The sequence below is a fragment of the Bradyrhizobium sp. CER78 genome (assembly GCF_029846235.1).
Classification (GTDB): Bacteria; Pseudomonadota; Alphaproteobacteria; order Rhizobiales; family Xanthobacteraceae; genus Bradyrhizobium.
Genome location: NZ_JARVWP010000011.1, coordinates 170202 through 196568, shown reverse-complemented (window position 1 = coordinate 196568; position 26367 = coordinate 170202). Strand labels below are relative to the sequence as shown.

The window sequence follows — 26367 nt, the reverse complement described above, 5'->3', positions numbered from 1 at the left end:
GAGCCTCGAAGGGCGACGGCCACCGGCCCGGCCGTACATCCTTCGAGGCTCGCAAGAGCTCGCACCTCCAGCGCAAGGCTAGGCCTTTGCGCGGGGATGACGGATCCGGCAGGCTCTCTTTGTAAATCAAGCCGCGGCGGCGTGGCCGAGTGCGCTGACGATGTTGTCGACGATCTCTTCCACCAGGATGCGGTCGTCGCCCTCGCCCATGACGCGGATCACCGGTTCGGTGCCGGACGGGCGGATCAACAGACGGCCATGGCCGTTGAGGCGCTTCTCGCCGTCGGTGATCGCGGACTTGACCTCGGCGGCATCGAGCGGCTTGCCGCTGCGATAGCGTACGTTCTTCAGGATTTGCGGCAATGGTTCAAAACGCCGGCAGATCTCCGACACTGGGCGGCGCAGCTTCTGCACCACCGCCAGCACCTGCAGCGCCGCGACGAAGCCGTCGCCGGTAGTCGAATAGTCCGACATGATGATATGGCCGGACGGCTCGCCGCCGAGATTGTAGCCGCCGCTCAACATCTGCTCGAGCACATAGCGGTCGCCGACCGGGGTACGGACCATCGAAAGCCCGTGGCCCTGCAGGAAGCGCTCCAGCCCGAGATTGGACATCACGGTCGTGACGATGCCGGGCTTGGCGAGGCGTCCCTCTTCCTTCCAGCTCTGCGCGATCACCGCGAGCAGCTGGTCGCCGTCGACGATGTGGCCGCGCTCGTCGACCAGGATGACGCGATCGGCATCGCCGTCGAGCGCGATGCCGATGTCGGCGCGCATCTCGCGCACCTTGCGCGACAGCGCTTCCGGCGAGGTGGAGCCGCATTCCTTGTTGATGTTGAAGCCGTCGGGTTCGACCCCGATCGGCACCACGTCGGCGCCGAGCTCCCACAGCGCTTCCGGCACCACCTTGTAGGCGGCGCCGTTGGCGCAATCGACCACGACGCGCAGGCCGTCGAGCGAGAGGTCACGCGGCAGGGTGCGCTTGGCGAATTCGATGTAGCGGTCATGGACGCCGTCGATGCGGCGGGCGCGGCCGAGGCTCGCGCTCTGCGCCAGGCGGCGATCGAGCGATTCGTCGAGCAGCTGCTCGATCTGCTTCTCGACATCATCGGAGAGCTTGAATCCCTGCGGGCCGAACAGCTTGATGCCGTTGTCCTCGAAAAGATTATGCGACGCCGAGATCATGACGCCGAGATCGGCGCGCATCGACTTGGTCAGCATCGCGATCGCCGGCGTCGGCATCGGGCCGACCAGCAGCACGTCCATGCCGACCGAGGTGAAGCCCGCCACCATGGCGTATTCGATCATGTAGCCGGACAGCCGCGTGTCCTTGCCGATCACGACGCGATGGCGATGGTCGCCACGCTGAAATACCAACCCTGCGGCCTGCCCCACCTTGAGCGCGAGCTCCGGCGTGATCAGTCCATTGGCGCGGCCCCGAATTCCATCGGTCCCGAAATATTTGCGGCTCATATAACCCCCAACACGGACCTCTCGAACCACACGGCGAGAGAGTCCCGAACGCCTACCAGTGTAGCGTGCATCGGCCTTATAGACTGCCAGGCGCTAAGATGACTTCAAAAAATATGATGAATCATTACCACGGCCGAACCGCCTTTTTCGGCCTTAAGGCGCTGAAAAATATAACATTCCGGTCGTTCAGACAATCCCCGGGGGAGGCGCGCTATCCCCTACCCTTTGCCGTTGCGCTTGACGTGCTGGTCGCCCTTGGTGGGGGCCGGCTGGGTCACATTGACGGGGTCGGAACCGGGGAACGTCTCCTCAAGGCCCTCTTCCAGGGCCTCGTCGAGCCGGCGCTTTTCGGCGCTGTCGTCGGCCTTCGGCTTGGTGCCTGATTGCATCATCATGCTCTCCCATCCGTCTTCGATTTGGCGGGCCATCCAACCATGCTAGATGACGGCGAGACCGAACAGCTGCAAGGCTTACCAACAGGGCTTGCTCGAATAGACTTGCGACAAGAAGAAGGGCCGGGAACGTCCATGAAGCACATTACCTGCATCGAAGATTTGCGCCAGCTGCACAAGCGCCGCGTGCCGAAGGCGTTTTTCGATTATGCGGACCGCGGCTCCTACACCGAGGACACGCTGCGCGCCAATTCCGAGGACCTGCAGCAGATCAAGTTCCGCCAGCGCATCCTGGTCGATGTGTCCAAGCGTACCCTGGCGACCACGATCCTTGGTGAGCCCGCGGCGATGCCACTGATCCTGGCCCCGGTCGGCCTGCTCGGCATGCAGCATGGCGACGGCGAAATCCACGCCTGCCGCGCCGCACAAGCGGCCGGCATTCCCTTCACCCAGAGCACGATGTCGATCTGCTCGATCGAGGACATCGCGGCCGCCGTCGACAAGCCGTTCTGGTTCCAGCTCTACGTCATGAAGGACCGCGGTTTCATCAAGTCGCTGATCGAGCGCGCGATCGCGGCGAAATGCTCGGCGCTGGTGTTGACCGTCGACCTGCAGGTGATCGGCCAGCGCCACCAGGACATCAAGAACGGCATGACGGTGCCGCCCGAATGGTCGCTGTCGAAGCTGATCGACTTCGCGACCAAGCCCGCCTGGGTGTCGGGCGTGCTGCAGGGCAAGCGCCGCACCTTCGGCAACATCGCCGGTCACGTCAAAGGCATGGACGACATCGTCAAGCTGTCGGAATGGACGGCGTCGCAGTTCGACACCACGCTGAACTGGAAGGACATCGACTGGATCCGCAGCATCTGGCCGGGCAAGCTGATCCTCAAAGGGATCCTCGATGTCGAGGACGCCGAGCTCGCCGCCAAGACCGGCGCGCAGGCGATCGTGGTCTCCAACCATGGCGGCCGCCAGCTCGACGGCGCACCATCCTCGATCGAGGTGCTGCCCGAGATCGTCGACGAGGTCGGCTCGAAGCTCGAGATCATGTTCGACGGCGGCATCCGCACCGGCATGGACGTCATGCGCGCGCTCGCGCTCGGTGCGAAGTCCTGCATGATCGGTCGCGCCTATGCCTACGGCCTCGGCGCCGGCGGCCAGGAGGGCGTCGCCAAGGCGCTCGACATCCTGGGCAAGGAGCTCACCACCACCATGGGCCTGTGCGGCGTCAACACCATCGCCGAGATCGACGACAAGGTGCTGGCGGTATGAGGCAATAGCCATCCCGCCTATAGGCGTCGTCCCGGCGAAAGCCGGGACGACAGCGGAGCCTGCGGATCGAGATCCCCCGATGCGCAATTGCGCATCTGAGGTTCGATGCTACGCATCGCCCTGGATGACACTTCGTGTCACATCGGCGGTGCGATGCCGTCGCGGCCGACATTGACGCGGTTGGCTTCCAGCGTGCCGTCGTCCTTCTTCACCGCGCCGAAGATGATGATCTTGGCACCGGGCTTCAGTTCCGACTTGTCGCCGGAAACGAACGTCACGACCGGAGTGCCCGGCGGCACCACGACCTTCTTCTCGCCGTCCTTGTATTTCACCGTGATGTTCTGGCCGTCGGTACCCTGCACCGTCTCGGCGACGGTGGCGTTGGTCATCGTCGAATTGGCGCGCAGGTCCCAGGGACGAAAACCTTCAGCGGCGCCGCGCTGGTTTTCCGGGAAGATGTGAACCGCGATCGCCTTCTGCGTCCCGTCAGGCTCGGGCATCGCGGTGACGCCGATATAGGAACCGGACTTGATCTCGGACAGATCGGTCTTGGCGACGCCGAACACAGCAACGTTATCGGTGGTGCGCACCTTCATGTCGGCGCCGTCGCGCGACTTGATCGAGAGCATCGCGCCGTCGACGGCCTCGATGGTGCCGCGAATGCGTACGGCCGGCGGCTGCTGCGCGGAGGCAGCCGAGGCAAAGGCAACGAGAAGCAATGCAGCGAGTGGCAGCGATTTCGGCATGGTGTTCCTCATGGGTTTGGCTGGCGATTCAGGGAACACCGGGAAGTTGAAGGTATTCCGTGCGGCTACCTCCCCTTCGCGGTAGAGATAGCTCGCACGACGACTACGCACCGAATGAGGATGCCGTTACTGCGATAACGAAACTGTCATCCTGTAGCCCGGATGGAGCGCAGCGCAATCCGGGACGATCGTACCGCGGAGACAGAACCCGGATTTCGCTTCGCTCCATCCGGGCTACCAACGTGTTCACATCGGCGGCGTGAGACCGTCGCGGCCTACGCTGACGCGATCGGTCTCAAACGAGCCGTCGGGCAGCTTCTTCATGAAGGCGATGACCTTGGCGCCGGCCTTGAGGTCCGCCTTGTCACCGGGAACAAAGGTCACGACAGGGGTGTCGGGCGTGATCTGCACCTTCTTCTCGCCGTCCTTGTACTTGACCAGCAATGTATGGCCGTCATTGCTGACGACGGATTCCGCGACGGTGGCGTTGGTCATGCTGCTGTTCGGTTTCAGATCGTAGGGCCGCGAGCCCTCGCCGGTGCCGCGCATGTTCTCGGGGAACACATGTACCTCGACCGCCTTCGGCACGCCGTCGGACCCGGGCACCGTGGTCGTGCCGATGAAGGAACCGACCTTGATGTCGGCCAGGGCGATCTTGGTCAGCCCGAGCACCACCATATTGCCGGCCATATGCAGCCTGACGTCTTCACCACTGCGCGACTTCACGGCCAGCGTATCGCCGTCGACGCTTTCGACGGTTCCACGCACCCGCGTCGGCGTCGGCGGCTGCTGGGCAAGCGCATAAAGCGTGGACGCCGTCACCATCGCAAGCGCGACGAACGGACGAATGAGATGGGAACGGCTGGCAGGCATCAGTGATCTCCGGGAGGGAACGCGGGGGGACTAACACCAGACCCCGTTCCGGAGACGCTATTCCAGCCCTCAAGTCTTTGTGAGATCGGCTTCCACGATCGCACGTAGCTCCGCCGTTATCTGCGGGCGCTGCCCGAACCAAAGCTCGAAACCGCGTACCGCCTGATGCAGCAGCATGCCGAGCCCGTCGGCGGTCTTCAGCCCCCGCGCCGTTGCCGCCGCAAGCAACGGCGTCACCAGCGGCACGTAGACAATGTCGGAAACAACCGCGCCCTCCGGCAACAGGCCGACATCGATCACCAACGGAGGCTGGCCGTGCTGGCCGAGCGACGTCGTGTTCACCAGCAGCCCCGCGCGCGGCAACAACTCGCCGACCGTGTCCCAGGTCGCCGGATGAACGCGCGCGCCGTACAGGTCGGCAAGCGCGCGGGCGCGGTCGATGGTGCGGTTGACGAGGTGCACGCGCGCAATCCCGCGCTCGATCAGACCGAACACCACCGCGCGCGATGCGCCGCCGGCGCCGAGCACCAGCGCGTCCTCGGTCTTGTCCCAGCCGGGCGCGCAGGCATCGAGATTGTTGATGAAGCCCTCGACATCGGTGTTGGTCGAGCGCAACTCGCCATCGGCGAACCACAGCGTGTTGGCGGCACCGACGGCGCGGGCGCGCGCATCCGGTACCGACAGCGCCAGCGCCTGCTCCTTGTGCGGGAGGGTGACGTTGGCGCCGACGAAGCCGCGCAGCGACAAGCGGAACAGGAAGTCCTTGAAATCCTCCGGCGGCACCGCCTCGATCACATAGCCGCCCTCGATGCCGAGCGTGCGCAGCCAGTAATGGTGGATCAGCGGCGAGCGGGAATGCGCCGCCGGCCAGCCGATCAGGCACGCGGCGCGGGTTTTGCCTTGGGATGGCATGCTTGAGGATGTCATGACCGTGACATCGGCCAAGGCACGTGCGCTGTCAATCCATCCGCTTCGCGTTCGCGAAAACCAGCGCACTGAGGATGAAGGCGGTGCCCGCGGCGAACCAGATCGCGGCGAGGTTGATCCAGTGGTAGGCAGCGGCCCCCGCCAGCGCGCCTGCCACCAGCGCCGCCCACAGCAACAAATTGGGCAGCCAGGCCCAGCCTGCGCCGCCGGTCAGTGCGGCGGCGATCAACTGGCCGACCTTGACCAGCGCCCCGGTGACATAGGTGAGGCCCAGCCCGGCCCCGCCTTCAAGCTGGAACACGGCGTTCTCGAGCCCCATCGCCAGCACGATGGCCGCGACGGCGGCGTTCGGCAGGTCATAGTTATAGGCCAACGCCGCGGCCGCCAGCAGCAGCGCCTCGACGAGCAGGATGAGGGACTGGCGATGCGCGATGCGGCTGAGCACGACCAGGCTGCCGGCTGCGGCACCCGCCACGAACAGCACGATCAGCGCCAGCGCCTCCAGCGCATGCTGCCAATGCCCCGCGGCCAGCGTCACACCGAGCCGCGTCGAGTTGCCGCTCATGAAGGAGACGAACAGTCCGCCGAGCTGCAGATAGCCGATGGCATCGACATAGCCGGCCAGCGCGCTGAGCGCGCAGGCCAGCGCCAGGTTACGGCGGGATTCCAGCATGATGTCCTTGCGCCCCCATAGGGACGCAAGCTAGCTGGCCCGGACCATCCTGCCAACGATCACGCCCGCGGGGGCGTGATCACAGCCAGCATCACGCCGCGTCGCGATGCGCGGCGATGATCTGTTCGGCAGCGCGGCCCGTCACTTCGGCCATGCGGTCGAACTGGCGGGTGAAGGTGCCGGCGCCGGCGGTGGCCGAACGCAGCTCGACGATGAGGTCGCCGATCTCGGATTCCGGCATCGTGGCGCGGACGCAGTCCCAGCCGCTCCAGCCCTCGCGGGTGTCGAAGCCGAGGATCTGGCCGCGGCGCGCCGACAGGATCGCATTGACCTTGGCGGTGGCGTCGGTCGGACAGACGATCTCGACCATATGGATCGGCTCGAGCAGCACGGGCTGGCACTGCGGCAACCCTTCGCTGACCCCGATCCGCGCCGCGGTGCGGAACGCGAGATCGGAGGAATCGACGCTGTGATAGGAGCCGTCGGTCAGCGTGACGTCGACGTCGATCACCGGGAAACCGAGCGGGCCGCGCGCCAGCGCGTCGACGACGCCCTCTTCCACCGCACCGATATAGTTGCGCGGCACCGCGCCGCCGACCACCTTCTCGTGGAATTCGAAGCCCGAGCCGCGTGGCTTCGGCTTGATGTCGAGCACCACATCGCCGAACTGGCCGTGGCCGCCGGACTGCTTCTTGTGCCGGCCGCGCTGGGTAATGGCTTTACGGATGGTCTCCTGGTAGCCGATCGCCGGCGGATGCGATTTGACGTTGACGCCGTAGCGGTCCTTCAGCCGTTCCTGGGCGACGCGCAGATGCATCTCGCCCTGCCCCCACAGCACGGTGTCATGGGTGCGCGGGTTCTGGATCATCGTCAGCGAGGGGTCCTCCTCGTTCAGCCGCAGCAGCGCCTGGCCGAGCTTGACGTCGTCCTTGCGGTCGGTCGCTGATATCGAGATCGACAGCACGGCCGCGGCCGGCTCGACCTTCGCCAGCGAGGTTGGGGCCGTCTTGCCGCTCGAGACCGTATCGCCGGTCTTGATTGCATCGAGCTTGCCCAGCGCGACGGTGTCGCCGGCCTCCGCCGACGGCCGCTTGCTGTCATGGGTGCCCGAGACCGCGAGGATGCCGGAGACGCGTCCGCTGTCGCCGCTTGAGGATTGCAGCGTCGCGCCGTCGTCGAGGTGGCCCATGAGCACGCGCGCCAGCGACAGCTTGCCGCCGTGCTGCAGGTGCACGGTCTTGAACACATAGGCCAGCGCATCCTTCTGGTCCTTGATGCCGAGCCGGCTGGCCGTCTCAGTGACACCGGGCGCCTCGTGGCGCAGCGCCTTCATCAGGCGAAGCACGCCGTTCCCGCGGCTCGCGGCACCAAGCAGCACTGGACAGATTTGCCCTTCACGCAATTCGCGGGCGAGGTCGTCGAACACGGCATCGCGCGGCGGCTGGATGTCCTCCAGCAATTGCTCCATCAGCGCGTCGTCGTGATCGGCGAGCTTTTCCAGCATCGAGAAGCGCGCTTCCTTCTCGCGGTCGAGATTGCCGCCCTCCAGCGCCATCACTTCCGAAGGCTTGTGCTCGCGATAGACGAAGGCGCGCTCCAGCGCGAGGTCGACGAAGCCTTCGATCAGATCGCCGTTCCAGATCGGAATCTGGCGCAGCACCAGCGGCACGCGCGACGCCGGCTGCAGCGTCGAGAGCGTCTCGCGGACGCGCTTGTTGGCGCGGTCGATCTTGTTCAAGAACAGGAAACGGGGAATCCCGAGCTCCTCGAGCTCGCGCAGGATGATTTGCAGCTGCGGCAGCTTCTTCTCGTCAGCTTCGCAGACCACGACCGCGGCATCGACCGCCGGTAACGCGGCACGCATGTCGTGCGCGAATTCGATCGAGCCGGGACAATCGATAAAGGTGTAGCTGTCCCCCATAAAGGTGGTGGTGGCGGCGGTCAGGCCTACGCCCATCTTGTGTTGACGCGCCTCGGGGCTGGCATCGCCGACGGAGGTTCCGGCATCGACGCTGCCGGCAGTCTTGATGGCGCCAGTGCGCGCCAGGATCGCTTCCAGAAGTGTGGTTTTACCGCTTTGGAAAGGGCCCACCAATGCGATGCACCGTGGACCTCGGGGACTTCTGACGTCTTGTCCCATTGCCGCCTCCTCGTGCTGGAGCTCGGCCCATGATTGGGTCGGCGACCGTTCATGCTCTGCCTGCGTTTGACATTTGGCAAGCGGGAAAACGTCGCTGCGGTGCGGCGTCGCGGACGTTTACGATCGCGGAGCCGTGCGCCGCCGCTCTCCGGAAAAATTGCGTCCGATGCGCCAGTTCCCTAGCGCGCGACCCCTGGAGCGATCTCGTGCCAGCGCGCGGCGATGTCGACCAGGCGCTGCACGGCAGGCGATGCATCTTCCTCACGCCACGCAATCGTGAGCGGGGCCGTCACCACCGGTGCGGAAAGGCTAACGTAAGCGACGCCGCGACCGGTCTGCGCGCGCGCCGCGGCCTCCGGAACGAGCGACACACCGACACCGGCAGCGATCAGACCGATCGCGGTTTGCAGATGCAGAACCTCCTGCGCCAGCCGCGGCGTGAAGCCTGCCGCCTGGCATGCGTTCACGATCAGGCCCGTGACCGAAGGCTCCGGCCGTGCCGGATACAGCACGAAGGCATCGTCGGACAATTCGGAAAGCGCAATGTCGCGCCGCGCCGCGAGAGGATGCGCGCGCGGCAGCGCTGCAACATAGGGCTCCTCCAGGAGGAGGCGTTGGGCAAACCCCGTCTCGGCGAGCAGTGCCGGACGTGCGAAGCCGACATCGATCCGGCGGCGGCGCAGCGCCTCGGCGATCTCCGCCGCCAGCATCTCGTCGAGCACGAGCTCGACATCGGGACAGGCGTCACGATAGGCGCCGACGATGTCGGGAAGGCCGGCAAACATGGCAGAGCCGACGAATCCGATTCCGAGTCTGCCGGCCTGGCCGCGCCCGACGCGCCGCGTGTCGGCAACCGCATTCTCGAAACTTGCGAGCACCGTGCGTGCGCGCGCAAGAAACAGCTCGCCGGCCTCGGTGAGCCTGATAGGGCGGCTATTCCGCTGCAGCAGCGTGACGCCGAGCTCATCCTCGAGCTGACGGATCTGCTGGCTGAGCGGAGGCTGCGCGATGTGCAGGCGTTCGGCCGCGCGGGTGAAATTCAATTCCTCGCCGAGCGCCACGAAGTATCTGAGGTGTCGCAATTCCATGCCACCGCTATAGCACGGCGGCCGGCGACGGCAGCCATACGCAATAGCTCTGCAACCGTATCGAACGAGTATTGGACCGGACGCGCCAACGCGGACAGCCTGCGGCAAACCACAGGAGGTCGCAATGACGGCGCTGGAAAAAGCCTTCGCGGACGCAGCCGCGGCAGGCATCACGCAACAGAAGATCGATATCGGCGGCCTGCGCGTCAACGTCGCGCGCTTCGGCAAGGGCCCGCCGCTGCTGCTGCTGCACGGCTGGCCGGAGTTCTGGCTGGTGTGGCGCCCGCTGATGCTGCGCCTCGGCGATAGTTTCGAGCTGATCGCCCCCGACCTGCGCGGCTGCGGCGACACCGGCAAGCCGGCGCCACGACCCGATGCCTCCGCGACCGCGGAGCGCCACGCGCAGGATATGTTCGCGGTCATGGACGCGCTCGGTCATGACCGCTTCGGCGTGATCGGCGGCGATCTCGGCGCCTATGTCATGCAGGCGATGTCGCATCGTCAGCCGCAGCGGCTGACGGGTACGCTCTATCTGTGCACGCCGTATCCAGGCCTCGGCCACCGCTACGGCGAGCCCGCTCACCTGATCGAGGTCTGGTATCAATACTTCCAGCAGCTGCCATGGGCGGCGCAACTGGTCGGCAACTCGCGCGAGTCATGCCGGCTCTATTTCCGCCACTTCCTCGACCATTGGTCGGGCGACGATCCCGCCGTGTTCGGCGACCTGCTGGAAGCCTATGTCGATAACTTCATGAAGCCGGGCAACATCCAGGGCGGCTTCGACTGGTATCTCTCGTCCGCGCCCAATCGCCGGCTCTGGCTGGAAGGCAAGCTTCCGGCGCAGCCGCGCATCGAGGTGCCCTCGCGCTTTCTCTGGGGCCGCCGCGATCCGCTGATCTCGCCCGAATGGTCGGACAGGCTGGGGGACTATTGGAGAGAACCTTCGATCAGGTTCGTCGACACCGGACACTATGTTCACGCCGAGGCGCCCGGCATCGTTGCCGAAGAAGCCCGCGGCTTCTTCGGCAGATTGGAGAACGGTCCGCGCGGGCGTTAGCGCCCCGGACGCAGTTCCAGGCTCTCGAGGCCGGCGGCGATGTTGACGCCAACCTGGCCCTGCACGCTGAGCGGCTGCAACGCGATCGTGTTGTCGGAGCCGCCGACCAGCACGTTGCCGCCGACGCCGACGCCAAGCGTCGCGCTGCCCTGCGCACCGGCATAGTTGCCGGAAAGCGCACCCGGCCCGAGCCGCTCCACCGGCGCGTAGACGCCCCAGGCCAATGCCGATTCCTGGGTGATACCGAGATCGATGCCGACCTTCTGGATGGTCGCGATGTACCGATCCTCGGGCAAACCGTTGGCGCGCAGCACGCAGCCGAGATGGGTCACGGACCCGACGATGAAGCCGACGCTCGCGCCACCGCGGCATTCCAGGACGCCGACCTGTACGCGCTGGCTCGGCTGTTGGGCGTCGGCGCCAACGATTGCGGTCAGCGTAGCGATGGCGGCAGCGGCGAGGAGAGTGAAGCGACGCATGTTGGGGAGTCTCCGGCTGAGAGGCATGACGCGAGCAGAGAACAGAACGGCGCCGTGTCTGCGGCGCCGTTCGCATCCTATGCCATAACATCGGATGGTCGGCCAGAATTTGCGGTGCTCAGCCACCGATTGTTGGGGGATGTGGCGCTATTGCTATGTTCCTTCGGGGCTGAAGTTTGGTCAGCAATGGACAGCAAACAACAGGCCGCAAAAAAAGAGGCCCGCTTTCGCGGGCCCCTTTGATCGAACACCAACCAGCCTAGAGCGTTTTCGAGCGAAGTGGATACCGGTTCGCGTGAAGAAAACGCGTCAAGACATAATCTAGTGGTGGTGATGATGACGGTGGTGGCGATGATGCCGGCGCGGACCGTTGGTGCGGACCGGCTCGAGATCGATCCCGGCGATGCCGGCCGCGACGTTGAGGCCGGTCTGGCCCTGCACGCTGATCGGCTGCAGCGCATAGGCGTTGTTCGGGCCACCGAACAGGAAGTTACCGCCGGCGCCGAGGCCGACCGAAGCGTTGACGCCGACGCCGCCGTAGCTGCCGGCAAGCGCACCGCGCGGCACCACCGTGGTCGGCGCACTGACGGCCCAGGCGAGCTGGGTCTGCCCGGTGAAGCCGAGGTCGACGCCGATCCGCTTCACGGTCGCGAGATACGGCTCGGGCCGGCGGCCGCCGCTCTGGAACACGCATTCGAGGCGGGCGACAGAGCCGACGACGAAGCCGACATTCTCGCCGCCCTGGCACTGCAGGACCCCGGCTTGAACCTGTTGAGGCGCCGCGTTGGCGGTGGCGAACGGCGCCAGCAACGCAAGCGCTGCAAAGGTGAGGGTCGAAAGTCGCATTGGTCTGTCTCCGCAAGGTGAACTGAATTGCAAATTTGCGCGGCGGACAGAAAGCAAGGGTCGTGTCCAAAACAAGGCAGTTCGCAAAGAGGCCGTAAAAACTTCCCGCGTGTGGCATCGATGTTCGTACACACGCGCGTGAGATGAGCGTGATGTGATTTGACCCTGCGATTTTACCGGCAGGCGATCTCAGCGCATCAACGAAAACGCTCCCGCACCTGGTGCGGGAGCGTTTTTTGGTCTCTCGGTTCGGAATCGACTATCGCAGATTACCGCAGAAGCGCTGGATGCGCTTGCAGGCATCCTCGAGATCCGAGGTCCTGGTGGCGTAGGAGATGCGGAACGCCGGGCCGAGCCCGAACGCCGAGCCCTGCACGACAGCGACGCCTTCGCTTTCGAGCAGCTCGGTGACGAAGGCCTCGTCGTTGTCGATCACCTTGCCCGACGGCGCGGTCTTGCCGATCGTGCCGGCGCAGGACGGATAGACGTAGAACGCGCCTTCCGGGCGCGGGCACTCGATGCCGCTCGCCTGATTGAGCATCGACACCACGAGGTCGCGGCGTTCCTTGAACACCTTGTTGTTCGCGGCAATGAAGTCCTGCGGACCGTTGAGCGCCTCGACCGATGCCCACTGCGCGATCGACGACGGGTTCGAGGTCGACTGCGACTGGATCGTCGCCATCGCCTTGATCAGCTGCGCCGGGCCGCCGGCATAGCCGATGCGCCAGCCGGTCATGCAGTAGGCCTTCGACACGCCGTTCACGGTCAATGTGCGATCGTAGAGGCTCGGCTCGACCTGTGCCGCGGTGGTGAAGACGAAGTCGTCATAGACGAGGTGCTCGTACATGTCGTCGGTCATCACCCACACATGCGGATGCTTGACCAGCACGTCGGTGATCGCCTTGAGCTCGCTCCTGGTATAGGCCGAGCCGGTCGGGTTCGACGGCGAGCACAGGATCACCCATTTGGTCTTCGGCGTGATCGCCTTCTCGAGATCTTCCGGGCGCAGCTTGAAGCCGGTCGATGCCGGGCACACCACCGGGACCGACTCGCCGCCGGCGAGCGCGACCATCTCGGGATAGCTGACCCAATACGGCGCCGGGATGATCACCTCGTCACCGGGATTGATGGTCGCCATCAGCGCGTTGTAGAGCACCTGCTTGCCGCCGGTGCCGACGATGATCTGGTTCGGCTTGTAGGTCAGTCCGTTCTCGCGCGAGAACTTGTTGATGATGGCTTCCTTGAGCTCCGGAATGCCGCCGACATCGGTGTACTTGGTCTTGCCGGCCTCGATCGCGTGGATCGCAGCCAGCTTGATGTTGGCGGGCGTGTCGAAGTCAGGCTCGCCGGCGCCGAGGCCGATGACGTTGCGGCCCGCGGCTTTCAGCGCGCGTGCTTTGTCCGTGACCGCGATCGTCGCGGACGGCTTCACACGGTCGAGCGCAGCGGACAGGAAGGCCATTATCATCTCCTGGCAAACGTCGTGAGCCGTTCGGCCACGACTTGATTTGAATGGGATCGCGGCACCCTAGGCCTGTCGCCGCTGCATCGCAAGAAGCTTGGCGGCAAAGCACGAAAACTTTCCCGCATGGCGCGCGACATGCGCAATATTCCGCAAGTTCCGCCGCCAAATGACTCATATCCGGCAAGCCCTGTCACGGCCGCTTCAGCCTAGCCGGCAAGGCTTCCGGCCTCGTGCTCCAGCGCGGATTGCTCCGAGGACAATGTGCCGCGCGGCGATCCGGATGCCGCGTTAACGTTTCTGAATTGCAGCAGGTCGGCCACGGCCACAGGTGGCATCGACCGGCACCGTGCACAACGTCGCAGAGGCGTGATCCGAGTTGTTCTGCCGTGTTGATGGAATCGTTCTGCACGCGTGCAGTGCGGTAGACGTTTCGACTTTTTCCACATTGCAGGGCTTGCGACGCACCCCTGTCGGCATCATTGTTTAGCGGCGTTGCGGTGTGACAGGCCGCGCAGATTTCAAGCGTACCGTCTCATGCAGTCCGTCTTCCTGATCGAGTGAACCCCGACGCAATGTACAAGCTCTATTCGATGCAGCGCTCCGGCAACAGCTACAAGGTCCGGCTGGCGCTTGCCGTGCTGAACACGCCGTACGAGGCGATCGAGATCGACATCCTGCGCGGCGAGAGCCGGACCCCGGAATTCCTGGCCAAGAATCCGAGCGGCCAAGTGCCGTTGCTCGAGGTCGCCGAAGGCCGCCATCTCGCCGAGTCGAACGCCATCCTCTGGTATGTTGCGATCGGCACGCCGCTGGCGCCGGAGTCGCGGATCGAGCGCGCCGAGGCGCTGCAGTGGATGTTCTTCGAACAGCACGCGCTGGAGCCGAATATCGGCGCCGCCTATTTCTGGCTGTCGCTGGTCAAGGGCGGGCGCGACCTGCAAACGCACGCGCTGGAGGACTGGATGGAGCGCGGTTATGCGGCGCTGCAGGTGATGGAAAATCACCTCAAGAACCACACGTTTTTTGCCGCCGAGCAGTTCACCGTCGCCGACATCGCCCTCTACGGCTACACCCACGTCGCCGATCGCTGCGACTTCGACCTGACGACCTTTCCGTCGATCCGGGCCTGGCTGAAACGGGTCGAGCAGACCCCCGGATTTGTCTCGATGGATTGGCAGCCGGGTCCCGAAGCCGAGCCTCGGGCCCGCCTCGTGGCAGGCGTTTGAACAACGGGTCTGAATTCCGGGAATAGCGGGGAAATTGCCCAAATTGCGGGCAAAACACCCGCATAGGCCGCATTTTCGCCGCTTTCAGAGGGCGCCGCCGCCGCAATGTTGCCGGTGACGGTCGGCAGATTCACTCGGATGTCGCGAGTGATTCGCTCGCGGCCTGAGGGATTTAGACCATGAAACGGTGGTCCGGCACGGCAGGCTTCCATGGCCGCCCTGCCCCGGTGGCATCATCCCGGCTGACCAACGCGATCGCAGCGTCGCTCGCGCTCGGCGCGCTGACGCTGTGCCTGGTCGTCGCCGTGACGGTGCTGTCGAGCAACATCAGCATGGCAACACCGATCCCGGCGTAATCAAGCAATTTCGATTTGGCACCTTATCCGCGGCAAGGCGCGGGAGAGACAGCGGCGCGACATGATGAAGACCCCCGTCGGACTGGTGACCGTGACGCTGTCGGCGGCGATCCTGCTGGCGGCATCGCTCCTGATCGTGACCGGCACGCAGGGCGAAGACCGCGCGCACCCCGCGCACGTCACGACGCCTGCAGCCAAGCAGGCGCCGCGCCACTAAGATCTTTTTTGAACATCATCTTTTCGGAAAACCGCTTCGCACTTTTCCGGATCATGCTCTAGCTCCATTTGTGGAAGATGAAGAACGCACCGGCGGCGATGAAGGCGAAACCGAGCACGTGATTCCAGCCCAGCGGCTCCTTCAGGTACAGCACCGAGAAGGCTGCGAACACGACCAGCGTGATCACCTCCTGCATGGTCTTGAGCTGCGCCGCGCTGTAGACCTCGCTGCCCCAGCGATTGGCCGGCACCGCCAGCCAGTATTCGAAGAACGCGATGCCCCAGCTCACCATGATGACGATGGGGAGCGAATGATCCTTGAACTTGAGGTGGCCGTACCAGGCGAAGGTCATGAAGACGTTCGAGGCGAACAGCATCAGGATCGGCAGCAGCGAAGGTGAAATGGCGGGCATCGATGTCCTCTTGCAAGCAAAGCACCCGGTAACCCGCAGGCACGGAACCGGGTTCCATGCCGATCTCCATATCATTTGATTTGAAAGCAGCGAAAGCTGGTTCGGACCACGCAAGGGCCGCTTAACGGTCGGGGCGGAAATCCCGGCGCCGTTGCGGCTCTGTCGTCAAACTGCGGCTTTATCGTTTGTTCGACACATAGCGAGAACGCGCATGCGGTTCGACTGGCGTGCAATTTCAGGTCCTGCGCTGACGGCGATCATTGCGCTCGCCGCCTTCTTGATCGATCGCCTCGTGGTCACCGTCCCCAATCCGGCGCCGCTGTTCGTCTGCATCGTGGCGCTGGCCAGCTCGATCAGCGGCATCACCTCCGGGCTGATCTCCGCCGCGATCGCGGTGGCCGGCTCGGCGCTGTTCTTCCTCGACCATCGCGCGCTGCCCGGTTACGACGCAGCCGACGTCGCGCGGATGCTGCTGCTGGCGGCAACCACAGCCGGCACCGCCCTGATCACCGGAATGCTGCGGCAGAAATGGATCGACGCCTTTGCCGCGGACCAGCAGCACCACGCCACCTCGGAGCGGCTCGCCGCTGCGCTCGACCAGGTCGACATCGGCATCGTGCTGCTCGACGCCGACACCCGCGCCGAATTCATCAACCGTGCCTTCCGCGACTATTTCGCGCTGTCCGATGCCCAGGCCGACAGCAAGCCGCCCTTCGTCGCGCTGATGTATCACGGCCGCGACACCGGCGCCTATCGATTGCCGGAAGACGAGATGAGCGCGTTCGTCACCAAGCGCATCGAGATGATGCGCGCAGGCGATTCCACGCCGATCAATCTCGATCTCGCCGACGGCCAGGTGCTGCGCTTCAGTTGCACGGCGCTGCCCGACGGCGGCCGCATGCTGAGCTATACGCCGGTCACCGACCTCGTGCGGCACACCGACGATCCCGCCCGCGCCGACGAATACCGGGCGCAGCGCGCCGGCCGCGAGCGCCATCTCGCAAGGCTGATGCGCGCCGCCGAGTGAGCCGCGACCGCGCCGCAATTGATCCCGCGAGATAGCGACGCCACTTTTGGGCATGATCTCTTCGGAAAACCGCTTCACACTTTTCCGGATCATGCTCTAGAACGTTGCGAGGCGATGCGCAGACATCGCATCACGCGGGATCATCCAGGGATCGCTCATGTCCAACGACGTCACCATCCGCTTCGTCACGCGCGACGATTACGCCCAGTGGCTTCCGCTGTGGGACGGCTACAACGCCTTCTACGAACGGTCCGGACCGACCGCGCTCGCGCCCGAGATCACCGCGATGCGTGGGAGCGCTTCTTTGATGCCTATGAACCGATGCATGCGCTGGTCGCCGAGGCCGGCGGCAGGCTGGTCGGGCTGACGCATTATCTGTTTCACCGCTCGACCACCGCGATCGCGCCGACCTGCTATTTGCAGGATCTCTTCACCAGCAATGCGGCGCGCGGCAAGGGCGTCGGTCGTGCCTTGATCAACGGCGTCTACACGCAGGCCAGGCTCGCGGGATCGCCGCGCGTCTACTGGCAGACGCATGAGACCAACCACACCGCAATGCAGCTTTATGACAAGGTCGCGGACAAGCCCGGCTTCGTCATCTATCGCAAGATTCTCTGAGCGCACATTCGCACCCTGTGGATTGCACAGAGGTGTCACCGGCACGTTACAAAGCCCGGCTACGCTTCCGCTCGCGTAAGATCAGGCCCCCCGTCTCAGATCTTCGCCCCGAGCGGTCCCCGTCAGTCGCCGCGTCTGACCGGGACCGCTTTTTTTGTGACACCGCGTCCTTTGCGACGCCGCATGTTTTGTGACACTGCATTTGTCGCGACATTGCCATGCGTGACCGGCGGTAGGGCGGCACCTTGCCGGCCTGCGTCGTGCGCGTCACAATCCGCGCACTCCCTCGCCTATCCCACAGGATTGTCTCATGGAAATTCGTAATCTCGGCGGCTCCGGCCTGCGCGTATCCGCAGTCGGCATCGGCTGCAACAATTTCGGCCAGCGCACCGATCTGGAAACCTCGCGCAAGGTGATCCACAAGGCGATCGATCTCGGCATCACCCTGTTCGACACCGCCGACATCTATGCGGGCATGGGCGGCTCGGAAACCGTCCTCGGCACCGTGCTGGGCGATCGCCGCAAGGACATCGTGCTCGCCACCAAATTCTCAAAACCGATGGCGACCGACGGCACCAGGCAAGGCGCCTCGCGGCGCTACATCATGTCCGCGGTTGAGGCGAGCCTCACCCGCCTGAAGACCGACTACATCGATCTCTACCAGCAGCACGATTACGATCCGCTGACGCCGATCGACGAGACGCTGCGCGCGCTCGACGATCTCGTGCGCCAGGGCAAGGTGCGTTATATCGGCAACTCCAACTTCCCGGCGTGGCGGATCGCCGAGGCGGAGTATGTCGCGCGCGAGATGAACGTGAACCGCTTCGTGTCCTGCCAGGACGAATACAGCCTCGTGGTGCGCGGCATCGAGAAGGACCTGCTGCCGGCGGCGCAGCAGTACAATCTCGGCCTGCTGCCGTTCTTCCCGCTCGCCAGCGGCCTCTTGACCGGCAAGTACCAGCGCGGCGCCGCTGCGCCCGCCGACACCCGCTTCGCCAAGGCGCCGGCCCTGAAGGATCGCTACGTCACGCCGCGCAACGAGGACATCGTCGAGAAGCTGCAGGCCTTCGCGAGCGAGCGCGGCCACACCATGCTCGAGCTCGCCTTCTCCTGGCTCGCCGCCCGCCCGCAAGTCGCAAGCGTCATCGCCGGCGCCACGCGCCCCGAGCAGATCGAGCAGAACGTCAAGGCGATCGGCTGGAAGCTGAGCGCGGAGGAGATGGCGGAGATCGATCGGATTACGAAGTAGCAGGCCGACTAAAGCAACCAAAACAACTGTCGTCCCTGCGAAAGCAGGGACCCATAACCACAAATGAGCGTGGTTGCGCTGTGCTGGGGCCCCAGCGTGCTCCAACACGAAGAACGGTGGTTATGGGTCCCGGCTCGCGCTTCGCTTGGCCGGGACGACGCAGTGATTGGGGTTGGCCCTTACACCACCAACCCCTTCATCGGCTTCGCCGGCGCGCTGTCCGGAAACACCGTCTCCGCCAGCACGCGCTCGCCGAGGCCGAACTGATCGTGCAGCACGCCCTTGATCACGGCGCGGAGGTCAGTGGTCGGGGCGAGGTCGCGGGCCTGGTAGAGATTAGCTACCTTCAGGCCCGGCCAATCGGTGATCATGCGGCCGCCATTGACGGCGCCGCCGGCGAGCAGCGCGATGGTGCCGGTGCCGTGGTCGGTGCCCTCGGTGCCGTTGATGCGCGCGGTGCGGCCGAACTCGGTGGCGACCACGATCACGGTGTCGCGCCAGCGCGCGCCGAGACCGCTCTGGAATTCGGCCAGCGCGCCGTCGAGACCGCCGAGCAGTTGCGCAAGCCGGCCGACCGGACCGCCCTCATTGGCATGGGTATCCCAGCCGTCGAAGGCGAGCGCGCCGATCCGCGGGCCGTCATCGGCCGCCATCAGCTTGGCGGCGCCGCGCGCCACCAGCCGCATCGCCGCCACGCCGCCGCCGCCGGGCTTCGGCTTCATCTCGTCGCCCTGCGCCTGCTTCTCCAGCTGCAAGCCCTGCGTCAGTGCGCTCGCGAGCGTCGGATCGCGATGCTGATAGAGATCGAGCAGCCGCATCGCGGTGTCGTCGGCGGCCTGCGGCAGCGCGGTCGGCGCCCAGCCGACGGTTGGCGCTGTGCCACGCAACACCAGCGGCGTGGTCGGGCCGACCGCGAGCGCACTCGTCACCCGTTCGCCCTTCGGCAATGCTTCGAGCGCGCGGTTGAGCCAGCCGGATTGCACGCGGCCGGGACCGGGGAAGCCGCTCTCCAGCACATCCTGGCCATCGAAATGCGAGCGGTCGCGATAGGAGGTCGCCACCGCATGCACCACCGCGGCCTGCTTGGCGCGATACATCCGCGCGAATTCCGGCATCGCCGGATGCAGCCCGAAGAACGGATCGAGCATCACCGCCGCGTTCGGGCCATCGGCCTTCAGCGCAATCGCGCCATGCAGGCCGGCATAATCGGGGTCGCCGATCGGCGCAACGGTGGCCAGGCCATCGAGCGCGCCGCGCAGGATGATGGTGACGAAGCGCGGATCGCGGCCATCGGCGGCGCGCGCGAATTTCGGCAAGTAGGCCCAGGCCGCGAACGAGGCGCCGCCGAGCAGCAGCGCGCGCCGCGACGTCGCCTGCATCGTCAGGCTCTCGGAGCAATCCATCGTCATCTCCTCTGGAATTCCGGCGACATCAACAGCAGCGCCAGCGCCTGCTGCCGCGATTCAGCGCGCTCGATGGTGCGCCGCGTCTCCGGCGCGGCGGCATCCGCGGCAACCAGTTCGAGCAGGTCGCGCGGGTCGAACCGGTCGGCGAGCTGGGAGGCGAGCTGCGCCGAAATGTCGAGCCTGAGCTTGATGCCTTCAGGCGCCGCCCATGCCGCCGCAGTGTCCGGGAAACCGTTCGGCCCGGCCGGCGACCACAGCGGCTGGCCGAGCAAATTGAGGCCGTTCAGATAACGGCCCGGGTCCTCGGGATTGCGCGCCAGCAGCCGGCCGGAGGCGAGCAGGAATTCGTAAGGCGAGCGCATCTTCGTCAGCGGCGCCTGCCACGCCTCGTTCGACTGAACGAGCGCGGTGGTGAGGGCCCTGAGATCGCCGTCCGTCCTCGTGAAGCTGTCCTGCAGCCTAGCCACCAGCGCCGGCGGCGGATCGTCGGCGACGAAGTGACGGACGAACTTGGTTGCGATGAACTTCGCGGTCGAGGGATGGCGCGCGATGTCGGACAGCACCGCCTCGCCCTGCGCGATGCCGGCCTGCGCATAGGTCTTGCCCAGCACCTGCTGCGGCCCCGGCTGGTGTGCATTGGCGTTGAACACGAAGCTGCCGGGCGTGCCGAGCTGGCCACGGCGGCCGGCGAAGGTCCAGCCGGTGATGACGCGCGCCAGCGCCGTCACGTCGTTCTGGGTGTAGCCGCCGCCGACGCCGAGCGTATGCAGCTCCATGATCTCGCGCGCGAGGTTCTCGTTCAGGCCGCGATTGCGGTTGATGCCGGCGCGCGACTCCGGTCCGAGCGATTGCTGGTTGTCGAGGAAGAACAGCATCGCCGGATGCTGCTCGACGGCTTTCAGCATGTCTGAGAAACGGCCGAGCACGTGGGGGCGGATCGCCTCGCGCTCGAACGAGCCGGCCCACATCCGCGCCAGCGCGCCCTTGTTGGCTGAGATGCAGAAATGGTTGGACCAGAACACCACCAGCCGCTCGACGAAGCCGCAATCGGCGACCACGCCGCGCTGCAGCCGCGCCAGCGCCTCGGCGCGAAAGGTCTTCTGGATGATGTTGAGCGGCTGCGCCGGCGGCTTCGGCGGACCAGCCACTGGCTGCATCGTCGAAGGCTGCATCGTCGCGGACGGCGTCATCGCCGCATTGGCACCATCGGCGGCCTGCGGCTGCATCGCCGGATCCTTCCCAGCGATCTCCTTGGCGGCTGTCGACAGCGACAGATTGTGCCGCGGCTGCGGCTTCGCGTCCTGCGGCGGCGTCTCGCTCGCACCTTGCTGCGCAGCCTTCGCGGCGTTGCGCGCCTGCTGGATCTCGAACTGATAGTCGAACACCTGCTTGCCGAGCTCCGGCGTCGAGAGCAGGCCCGGCACTTCGAGCAGCGCGCCGTTCGGGCGCGCCAGTTCCGCCAGCACGAAACCGCGCGGATCGGAGGCTGCGTTGATGAAGTCGCCGGACGCCCCGCCGCGGGCGCCGAATCCAAACCGGTTGAGCGCAATCAGCGCGGCTTGCGAATCACGGGCCATCAGAATTCCCTTAACGGCCTATCCCGGCTATATCAGTTGCCGGCATCATAGCGCGGTCCGGGATGAACCCGAGATTAATTCGCGCATTAAATCGCGGTTAGAAATGGACCTCTCGTCAAGCGATCGTTCCGAACAAGCATCACCGCGCCGGCTTGCCTGCACGGCCTGCGGCAGCGAATTCTCCTGCTCGCTCACGGAATCGTGCTGGTGTTCCGACGAGAGCTTTCGTCTGCCGATGCCAACCGACAGCGCCGACTGCCTGTGCCCGACCTGCTTGCGGAAACTGGCGGAACAACAAGCCGCAGCGAGCGGCAAGTGAACATACAATTGAACGCACCCTGGACCGTCGACGCTGTCCTGCTCGACATGGACGGCACGCTGCTCGACACCGAGAAGGTTTACTTCAAGAGTCTGGTCGCGGCGCTCAATGCATGCGGCTACACCGACGACGTCGTTGCGCTGTGCCATTCGATGGTCGGCCTCCCCGGCCCGGCCTGCGAGGCGATGCTGCGCGATCATTACGGCACAGCGTTTCCGCTTGCCGAGGTCAATCGCGCCTTCATCGTTACCCGCGATCGCATGTTCAACGCCGGCCTGCCGCTCAAGCCCGGTACGATCGAGCTGCTCGACGGCCTTGCCGCCGACGACTGCCGGACCGCGATCGTGACCTCGTCATCGCGCCGCACGGCCGAGCGCCATCTCACCCTCGCCGGGATCCGCGATCGTTTCGACACGCTGTTGACACTTGACGACGTGACGCATGGCAAGCCGGATCCGGCGCTCTATCTCAAGGCCGCCGCGCGGCTTGGTGTGACGCCGGCAGCCTGCATCGCGGTGGAAGACTCCAACCACGGCGTCGCCGCCGCGCATGCCGCCGGCGCGATCACATTGATGGTCCCCGATATGGCGCCGCCGACAGAAGAGACCCGCGCGAAATGCGCAGCCGTGCTGCCCGACCTCAACGCGGTGCTGGCGCTGTTGCAGGAGCGCGGCGCGCTTTAAGCGCAGTTCGGGTACCACGCTGGCGGATTACGCCGGAGCCGCCATCGGACCGTGCTTTTTGCGGAGATCCGGTGGGCTAACCCACCATACGCACCATCGCGAGCCCGCTCAGGTCGTTCGCACCTTCGATGACTTCGCGGTCTTTGCGCGTTTCACCGCGGCGCGATTGTCGTGCGCCGCGTGGCGGCCGCGCGTCTTCGCGTCCAGCGCCGCCTGCCGCGTCTTGCCGCCACCGCGGTGATCGGCATATTCCTTGCCATCGATCGGCGCCAGATGGGGCGGGTCAAAATCGAGATAGGGGCGCGCGACGCCAAACTCCTTGCCGTGCGCGTCGACCCATTTCCAGAGCTTTTCCGACGATCTCCAACGCTCGTCGCGTGTCGCGCCGTCGACGCTGACGATGTCGGCCGCGAGCCCATGGCCGTAGCCGCCACGGAAGCTGCCGCCGTGATACGACTTGTTGCTGGCCGCCTTCAGCCCGCTTGCAATCGACTGGCGGTAGTCATCGCGGAAGGCGCTGGTGATGCCGGGCGACAGGCCGGCCTGTTCCGCCGCGAGAAGCGCATGAAAGAGCTTCAGCTTGAAGCTCCGATCGACGCCTCCCAGGACGTAGTCCATCATCGGCATGCCAGCTCTTTCGGCCGCCTTGGTGTCCTTCCACGCGAAATCCTCATCGACGAGCCTGGTGAAGGTTCTGGTGACCGTTACCATTTTCTTCTTTCTCTTGACTGTCACCTGCCTCTGCTCAGGCACCTTGATGGTGTCTTCCTTGGGCGTCCTTTGATAGAGCGCCCACAGAAAGCGATCGACGCAGGCGTTGACGTCCCAGCACTCGTCGAGGATTTCGACGGAGTCCACCGCCGGCTTGACCGCGCGAGGCTCCGGATCCGGTGTGTTCGCTGCCGGCGCCTGCGGCGGTTGAATGTCCGGCGGCAGCGCCGGATCGGTCAACGCGGCCTCGACGACAGGTTCCGTCTCGTGCACGGTCGGCGCAGCATGGGCGGTCGCCACCGCTTCCTGTTCGCTCATGGCCGGTGCATGAGGGTCGTCGACGGCAGCGTTCGACGCGGCAGTTGCCGGTGATGTCGCCGATATGGCATCGGCGACGACAGCAGGTGCGCCGGACTCATCAACTGACGCACCGGTGACTGACGCATCGGTGACTGACGCACCGATCTTCTCGATGCCAGCCGGACCGAACGCCGCAAACCACGAGACAATACAGCCCGACAGAACGACTGTCCCGCCCAACGCCGCCGCCCGCACCCGCCGCGAGTTCATCATCCCAGCCTCCACGGGCTCCTCGGGAGCCAGATTGCAAGCATGTGACGATGCGATCATCTGCTCAGGGCGTGGTCGCGCAATGGCGAATGAAGGTTAACGCCCCATCTTTCCGGACGATGTTGCCCGAATGCAACTCACGCCCTACCCCCGTTTTCGCCCCGGCTTCGCCAGCGCCGTCTCGATCAGCGTGCGCGCGGCCTCGCTGGCGGTCTCCATGTAACTGGCATCGCGATGCAGCAGCACGACGGCGAACGAGCCGTCCAGCAGCAGCAGGATCTGCCGCGCCAGCTTGAGCGGATCGGCGACCCCGTGCTCCGCGAAGGTCGCGCGCAGCCAGTCCTCGAACTTCTTCTTGTGCGCGGCGCCGATCCTGATCGCGGGATGGCCGGGCATGTTGGCAAGCTCCGCGGAAGTGCGCAGGAACCCGCAGCCCTTCCATTTCGGATGCCGCGCCGAGCGCGCAAGGTTCTTGAAGATCGCCTCGACCTTCGCCGACAAGCCGCCCTCGGCCTCCGCGAACCAGGTCCGGAACAGCGCGAGGTTCGGCTGATCGCGCGCGGCGAGATAGGCGGCGACGAGGTCGTCCTTGCTCTTGAAGTGATAATACAGGGTGCGCTTGGTCAGGCCGGCCTTGGCGGCGACCTCGTCGACGCTGACGCGGCGGATGCCTTCATTGTAGAACAGCGCGCTCGCAGCCTGGACGATGCGCGCGCGGGTCGGCTCGGAGGGTCTGGGCATCCAGCGTATGTATACTAACCAGTGAATATACACAAATTGCAGCTCACCCTACATTCCACTCCGACACGCACGAATGCCGGAGACTGCACCATGCCCGAACCCATCCTGCTCGAAATCAAAGACGGGATCGCCCTGATCACCCTGAACCGTCCTGAGCAGCTCAACGCGCTGAGCTACGCGCTGATCGATCAGCTGATGGCGGCGCTCGACCGCATCGAGGGCGACGCCGGCGTACGCGCCGTGATCCTGACCGGCGCCGGCGAGCGCGCGTTCTCGGCAGGCGCCGACATCAAGGAATTCTCTGACAGCGCCAAACAGGGCGCGGCTGTCGCGGTGCGCGACTTCGTCCGCCGCGGACAAGCCATGACCGCACGGCTCGAGGCGTTCAAGAAGCCGGTCATCGCGGCGGTCAACGGGCTCGCCTTCGGCGGCGGCTGCGAGATCACGGAAGCCGTGCATCTCGCCATCGCCAGCGATCGCGCGCTGTTTGCAAAGCCCGAGATCAAGCTCGGCATGCCCCCGACCTTCGGCGGCACGCAGCGGCTGCCGCGGCTGGCGGGCCGCAAGCGCGGACTGGAGCTGCTGCTGGCGGGCGATCCGTTCCCGCCCGAGCATGCGCGCGAGATCGGGCTGATCAACCAGATCGTGCCGCACGATCAGTTGTTGTCGGCTGCGCGCGAGCTCGCCGGCCGCATCACCAGGCATTCGCCCGGCGCCGTCGCCAGCACCATCACCGCGGTGACGCGCGGGCTCAACATGCCGATTGCCGAGGGGCTATTGGTCGAGAGCGAGCAGTTCGCCGCGCTGGTGCGGAGCCGCGATCTCGCCGAGGGGCTCGCGGCGTGGAAAGAGCGGCGGCCTGCGAAGTATGTCGGGGCGTAGCCCGCGCTAGTCCTACATCCGTCATTCCGGGGCGATGCGCAGCATCGAACCACAGGTGCGCAATTGCGCACCGGGGAATCTCGAGATTCCGGGTCTGGTGCTTACGCACCATCCCGGAATGACGAATTGGCTGAGACCTTCGCCCTACCGCACCACGGCCGCGGTCTGTCCGAACAGCAGCTTGCGCTCTTCCTCGGTGCGGATCGCGGGCTGGCCGAAATTCGGATTGACCTCCTTCGCCTTGGCATAGGCGCGCTCGGTCGCCGGGCGCTTGCCGATGGTCTCCAGCCAGCGCTTCAAATGCGGGAAGTCGTCGATCTCCTGGCCCTGGTTCTTGTAGGGCACGACCCAGGGATAGCTCGCCATGTCGGCGATCGAATAGTCGCCGGCGACGAATTCGCGGTCGGCAAGGCGCTTGTTGAGCACGCCGTAGAGCCGGTTGGTCTCGTTGACGTAACGATCGATCGCGTAAGGCAGCTTCTCGACAGCGTAGTTGCGAAAGTGATGGTTCTGCCCGGCCATCGGCCCGAGCCCGCCCATCTGCCAGAACGTCCACTGGATCGCGTCATAGCGGCCGTAGAGATCTTCAGGCAGGAATTTTCCGGTCTTCTCGGCGAGATAGAGCAGGATCGCGCCGGATTCAAACAAGGAGATCGGCTTGCCGCCGCCCTTCGGGGCGTGATCGACGATGGCCGGAATGCGGTTGTTCGGCGCGACCCGCAGGAAGTCCGGCTTGAACTGATCGCCCTTGCCGATGTTCACCGGGAAAATCCTGTACTCCAGGCCGGTCTCTTCGAGGAACATCGTTATCTTGTGACCGTTCGGCGTGGACCAGTAATGGAGATCGATCATGGGCGTAATCCTGCATTTCCAAGGATAGCTGATGGATTGCTGACGCATCCGTGAAAAAGATGCGAATGCATGAAGTTGGGCGCAAAGCAG

General features: G+C 65.3%; 26 protein-coding genes and 1 pseudogene. 10 read left to right on the top strand and 17 right to left on the bottom strand.

Translation table 11 applies throughout. The features are described 5' to 3' along the window. Nucleotides 1–126 precede the first annotated feature (126 nt). The gene (gene glmM, locus QDT69_RS24005) at nt 127–1473 is read right to left on the bottom strand and encodes a phosphoglucosamine mutase (protein WP_074128533.1); all 1347 of its coding nucleotides are present in this window, start codon (nt 1471–1473) and stop codon (nt 127–129) included. A gap of 218 nt (nt 1474–1691) precedes the next feature. Beyond that, nucleotides 1692–1868: a hypothetical protein gene (locus tag QDT69_RS24000; protein ID WP_279708992.1), complete on the bottom strand. Its 177-nt coding sequence runs from the start codon at nt 1866–1868 to the stop codon at nt 1692–1694. A gap of 132 nt (nt 1869–2000) precedes the next feature. Between QDT69_RS24000 and QDT69_RS23995 the strand changes: the two genes are divergently transcribed. Beyond that, the gene (locus tag QDT69_RS23995) at nt 2001–3137 is read left to right on the top strand and encodes an alpha-hydroxy acid oxidase (RefSeq protein ID WP_279708940.1); all 1137 of its coding nucleotides are present in this window, start codon (nt 2001–2003) and stop codon (nt 3135–3137) included. A gap of 137 nt (nt 3138–3274) precedes the next feature. Here the strand turns inward: QDT69_RS23995 and QDT69_RS23990 are convergent, their stop codons facing one another. The 6 genes from QDT69_RS23990 to QDT69_RS23965 all read right to left on the bottom strand — a co-directional run bounded on the left by QDT69_RS23990 (nt 3275) and on the right by QDT69_RS23965 (nt 9584). Further along, a complete protein-coding gene (locus QDT69_RS23990) occupies nt 3275–3883 on the bottom strand; it encodes a hypothetical protein (RefSeq protein ID WP_279708939.1) in 609 nt (202 codons plus the stop codon). A 246-nt stretch (nt 3884–4129) separates the two neighbouring features. After that, the gene (locus QDT69_RS23985) at nt 4130–4708 is read right to left on the bottom strand and encodes a hypothetical protein (RefSeq protein WP_279708991.1); all 579 of its coding nucleotides are present in this window, start codon (nt 4706–4708) and stop codon (nt 4130–4132) included. A gap of 117 nt (nt 4709–4825) precedes the next feature. After that, on the bottom strand, nt 4826–5668 hold the full coding sequence (locus QDT69_RS23980; protein ID WP_279708938.1) for a shikimate dehydrogenase: 843 nt from the start codon (nt 5666–5668) through the stop codon (nt 4826–4828). 46 nt (nt 5669–5714) lie between these two features. Next, nucleotides 5715–6356, bottom strand: a complete 642-nt coding sequence (locus QDT69_RS23975; RefSeq protein ID WP_279708937.1) for a DUF1275 family protein — start codon at nt 6354–6356, stop codon at nt 5715–5717. A 91-nt stretch (nt 6357–6447) separates the two neighbouring features. Then, entirely contained in the window at nt 6448–8496 is a 2049-nt protein-coding gene (locus QDT69_RS23970) for an elongation factor G (protein ID WP_279708936.1), read from the bottom strand. Nucleotides 8497–8675: 179 nt separating this feature from the next. Beyond that, a complete protein-coding gene (locus QDT69_RS23965) occupies nt 8676–9584 on the bottom strand; it encodes a LysR substrate-binding domain-containing protein (protein WP_279708935.1) in 909 nt (302 codons plus the stop codon). A 124-nt stretch (nt 9585–9708) separates the two neighbouring features. On the opposite strand from QDT69_RS23965, the gene QDT69_RS23960 reads away from it, so the two are divergent. After that, nucleotides 9709–10641 (top strand): alpha/beta hydrolase, encoded by a 933-nt coding sequence (locus QDT69_RS23960; protein ID WP_279708934.1) that lies wholly within the window; start codon nt 9709–9711, stop codon nt 10639–10641. Here the strand turns inward: QDT69_RS23960 and QDT69_RS23955 are convergent. The 3 genes from QDT69_RS23955 to QDT69_RS23945 form a co-directional block, all read right to left on the bottom strand. Continuing rightward, nucleotides 10638–11120, bottom strand: a complete 483-nt coding sequence (locus QDT69_RS23955; RefSeq protein ID WP_279708933.1) for a DUF992 domain-containing protein — start codon at nt 11118–11120, stop codon at nt 10638–10640. The genes QDT69_RS23960 and QDT69_RS23955 overlap by 4 nt on opposite strands. A gap of 321 nt (nt 11121–11441) precedes the next feature. Next, complete coding sequence (locus tag QDT69_RS23950; RefSeq protein WP_050423222.1) at nt 11442–11966, bottom strand: DUF992 domain-containing protein; 525 nt, start codon at nt 11964–11966, stop codon at nt 11442–11444. A gap of 259 nt (nt 11967–12225) precedes the next feature. Further along, entirely contained in the window at nt 12226–13428 is a 1203-nt protein-coding gene (locus tag QDT69_RS23945; RefSeq protein ID WP_279708932.1) for a pyridoxal phosphate-dependent aminotransferase, read from the bottom strand. Nucleotides 13429–14003: 575 nt separating this feature from the next. On the opposite strand from QDT69_RS23945, the gene QDT69_RS23940 reads away from it, so the two are divergent. The 3 genes from QDT69_RS23940 (at nt 14004) to QDT69_RS23930 (ending at nt 15230) form a co-directional block, all read left to right on the top strand. Next, nucleotides 14004–14657 carry a glutathione S-transferase family protein gene (locus QDT69_RS23940; protein ID WP_279708930.1) on the top strand — a complete coding sequence of 218 codons (654 nt, stop codon included), beginning with the start codon at nt 14004–14006 and terminating at the stop codon, nt 14655–14657. Between the two features lie 179 nt (nt 14658–14836). Further along, entirely contained in the window at nt 14837–15013 is a 177-nt protein-coding gene (locus tag QDT69_RS23935; protein ID WP_279708929.1) for a hypothetical protein, read from the top strand. Between the two features lie 61 nt (nt 15014–15074). After that, nucleotides 15075–15230: a hypothetical protein gene (locus QDT69_RS23930; protein ID WP_167529441.1), complete on the top strand. Its 156-nt coding sequence runs from the start codon at nt 15075–15077 to the stop codon at nt 15228–15230. A gap of 58 nt (nt 15231–15288) precedes the next feature. Here the strand turns inward: QDT69_RS23930 and QDT69_RS23925 are convergent, their stop codons facing one another. Beyond that, a complete protein-coding gene (locus QDT69_RS23925; RefSeq protein WP_279708928.1) occupies nt 15289–15642 on the bottom strand; it encodes a DMT family protein in 354 nt (117 codons plus the stop codon). 211 nt (nt 15643–15853) lie between these two features. Here QDT69_RS23925 and QDT69_RS23920 point away from each other — a divergent pair, with 211 nt between their 5' ends. The 3 genes and pseudogenes from QDT69_RS23920 to QDT69_RS23910 all read left to right on the top strand — a co-directional run bounded on the left by QDT69_RS23920 (nt 15854) and on the right by QDT69_RS23910 (nt 18536). Beyond that, complete coding sequence (locus QDT69_RS23920) at nt 15854–16669, top strand: PAS-domain containing protein (RefSeq protein WP_279708927.1); 816 nt, start codon at nt 15854–15856, stop codon at nt 16667–16669. 157 nt (nt 16670–16826) lie between these two features. Then, nucleotides 16827–17287 (top strand): annotated as a pseudogene (locus tag QDT69_RS23915) (GNAT family N-acetyltransferase). A 310-nt stretch (nt 17288–17597) separates the two neighbouring features. After that, a complete protein-coding gene (locus QDT69_RS23910) occupies nt 17598–18536 on the top strand; it encodes an aldo/keto reductase (RefSeq protein WP_279708926.1) in 939 nt (312 codons plus the stop codon). Nucleotides 18537–18715: 179 nt separating this feature from the next. Here QDT69_RS23910 and QDT69_RS23905 read toward each other — a convergent pair whose 3' ends face one another. Then, nucleotides 18716–19945, bottom strand: coding sequence for a DUF1501 domain-containing protein (locus tag QDT69_RS23905; protein WP_279708925.1), 1230 nt, complete (start codon nt 19943–19945; stop codon nt 18716–18718). Further along, complete coding sequence (locus QDT69_RS23900) at nt 19942–21519, bottom strand: DUF1800 family protein (protein ID WP_279708924.1); 1578 nt, start codon at nt 21517–21519, stop codon at nt 19942–19944. The genes QDT69_RS23905 and QDT69_RS23900 overlap by 4 nt, the downstream gene beginning before the upstream one ends. A gap of 327 nt (nt 21520–21846) precedes the next feature. Between QDT69_RS23900 and QDT69_RS23890 the strand changes: the two genes are divergently transcribed. Further along, a complete protein-coding gene (locus QDT69_RS23890; RefSeq protein ID WP_279708989.1) occupies nt 21847–22521 on the top strand; it encodes an HAD family phosphatase in 675 nt (224 codons plus the stop codon). Between the two features lie 108 nt (nt 22522–22629). Here QDT69_RS23890 and QDT69_RS23885 read toward each other — a convergent pair whose 3' ends face one another. Together QDT69_RS23885 and QDT69_RS23880 are read right to left on the bottom strand one after the other, a co-directional pair. Next, a complete protein-coding gene (locus tag QDT69_RS23885; protein WP_279708923.1) occupies nt 22630–23787 on the bottom strand; it encodes a peptidase M15 in 1158 nt (385 codons plus the stop codon). Between the two features lie 159 nt (nt 23788–23946). Next, nucleotides 23947–24543 carry a TetR/AcrR family transcriptional regulator gene (locus QDT69_RS23880; RefSeq protein ID WP_279708922.1) on the bottom strand — a complete coding sequence of 199 codons (597 nt, stop codon included), beginning with the start codon at nt 24541–24543 and terminating at the stop codon, nt 23947–23949. 90 nt (nt 24544–24633) lie between these two features. On the opposite strand from QDT69_RS23880, the gene QDT69_RS23875 reads away from it, so the two are divergent. Further along, nucleotides 24634–25425, top strand: a complete 792-nt coding sequence (locus QDT69_RS23875; protein ID WP_279708921.1) for a crotonase/enoyl-CoA hydratase family protein — start codon at nt 24634–24636, stop codon at nt 25423–25425. Nucleotides 25426–25569: 144 nt separating this feature from the next. Here the strand turns inward: QDT69_RS23875 and QDT69_RS23870 are convergent, their stop codons facing one another. Further along, nucleotides 25570–26277: a glutathione binding-like protein gene (locus tag QDT69_RS23870; protein WP_279708920.1), complete on the bottom strand. Its 708-nt coding sequence runs from the start codon at nt 26275–26277 to the stop codon at nt 25570–25572. Nucleotides 26278–26367 lie beyond the last annotated feature (90 nt).

What these genes read in the sequence shown, in the direction of transcription:
- glmM (WP_074128533.1), bottom strand. Translation starts at nt 1,473, where the DNA reads ATGAGCCGCAAATATTTCGGGACCGATGGAATTCGGGGCCGCGCCAAT.
- QDT69_RS24000 (WP_279708992.1), bottom strand. Translation starts at nt 1,868, where the DNA reads ATGATGATGCAATCAGGCACCAAGCCGAAGGCCGACGACAGCGCCGAA.
- QDT69_RS23995 (WP_279708940.1), top strand. Translation starts at nt 2,001, where the DNA reads ATGAAGCACATTACCTGCATCGAAGATTTGCGCCAGCTGCACAAGCGC.
- QDT69_RS23990 (WP_279708939.1), bottom strand. Translation starts at nt 3,883, where the DNA reads ATGCCGAAATCGCTGCCACTCGCTGCATTGCTTCTCGTTGCCTTTGCC.
- QDT69_RS23985 (WP_279708991.1), bottom strand. Translation starts at nt 4,708, where the DNA reads ATGGTGACGGCGTCCACGCTTTATGCGCTTGCCCAGCAGCCGCCGACG.
- QDT69_RS23980 (WP_279708938.1), bottom strand. Translation starts at nt 5,668, where the DNA reads ATGCCATCCCAAGGCAAAACCCGCGCCGCGTGCCTGATCGGCTGGCCG.
- QDT69_RS23975 (WP_279708937.1), bottom strand. Translation starts at nt 6,356, where the DNA reads ATGCTGGAATCCCGCCGTAACCTGGCGCTGGCCTGCGCGCTCAGCGCG.
- QDT69_RS23970 (WP_279708936.1), bottom strand. Translation starts at nt 8,496, where the DNA reads ATGGGACAAGACGTCAGAAGTCCCCGAGGTCCACGGTGCATCGCATTG.
- QDT69_RS23965 (WP_279708935.1), bottom strand. Translation starts at nt 9,584, where the DNA reads ATGGAATTGCGACACCTCAGATACTTCGTGGCGCTCGGCGAGGAATTG.
- QDT69_RS23960 (WP_279708934.1), top strand. Translation starts at nt 9,709, where the DNA reads ATGACGGCGCTGGAAAAAGCCTTCGCGGACGCAGCCGCGGCAGGCATC.
- QDT69_RS23955 (WP_279708933.1), bottom strand. Translation starts at nt 11,120, where the DNA reads ATGCGTCGCTTCACTCTCCTCGCCGCTGCCGCCATCGCTACGCTGACC.
- QDT69_RS23950 (WP_050423222.1), bottom strand. Translation starts at nt 11,966, where the DNA reads ATGCGACTTTCGACCCTCACCTTTGCAGCGCTTGCGTTGCTGGCGCCG.
- QDT69_RS23945 (WP_279708932.1), bottom strand. Translation starts at nt 13,428, where the DNA reads ATGGCCTTCCTGTCCGCTGCGCTCGACCGTGTGAAGCCGTCCGCGACG.
- QDT69_RS23940 (WP_279708930.1), top strand. Translation starts at nt 14,004, where the DNA reads ATGTACAAGCTCTATTCGATGCAGCGCTCCGGCAACAGCTACAAGGTC.
- QDT69_RS23935 (WP_279708929.1), top strand. Translation starts at nt 14,837, where the DNA reads ATGAAACGGTGGTCCGGCACGGCAGGCTTCCATGGCCGCCCTGCCCCG.
- QDT69_RS23930 (WP_167529441.1), top strand. Translation starts at nt 15,075, where the DNA reads ATGATGAAGACCCCCGTCGGACTGGTGACCGTGACGCTGTCGGCGGCG.
- QDT69_RS23925 (WP_279708928.1), bottom strand. Translation starts at nt 15,642, where the DNA reads ATGCCCGCCATTTCACCTTCGCTGCTGCCGATCCTGATGCTGTTCGCC.
- QDT69_RS23920 (WP_279708927.1), top strand. Translation starts at nt 15,854, where the DNA reads ATGCGGTTCGACTGGCGTGCAATTTCAGGTCCTGCGCTGACGGCGATC.
- QDT69_RS23910 (WP_279708926.1), top strand. Translation starts at nt 17,598, where the DNA reads ATGGAAATTCGTAATCTCGGCGGCTCCGGCCTGCGCGTATCCGCAGTC.
- QDT69_RS23905 (WP_279708925.1), bottom strand. Translation starts at nt 19,945, where the DNA reads ATGACGATGGATTGCTCCGAGAGCCTGACGATGCAGGCGACGTCGCGG.
- QDT69_RS23900 (WP_279708924.1), bottom strand. Translation starts at nt 21,519, where the DNA reads ATGGCCCGTGATTCGCAAGCCGCGCTGATTGCGCTCAACCGGTTTGGA.
- QDT69_RS23880 (WP_279708922.1), bottom strand. Translation starts at nt 24,543, where the DNA reads ATGCCCAGACCCTCCGAGCCGACCCGCGCGCGCATCGTCCAGGCTGCG.
- QDT69_RS23875 (WP_279708921.1), top strand. Translation starts at nt 24,634, where the DNA reads ATGCCCGAACCCATCCTGCTCGAAATCAAAGACGGGATCGCCCTGATC.
- QDT69_RS23870 (WP_279708920.1), bottom strand. Translation starts at nt 26,277, where the DNA reads ATGATCGATCTCCATTACTGGTCCACGCCGAACGGTCACAAGATAACG.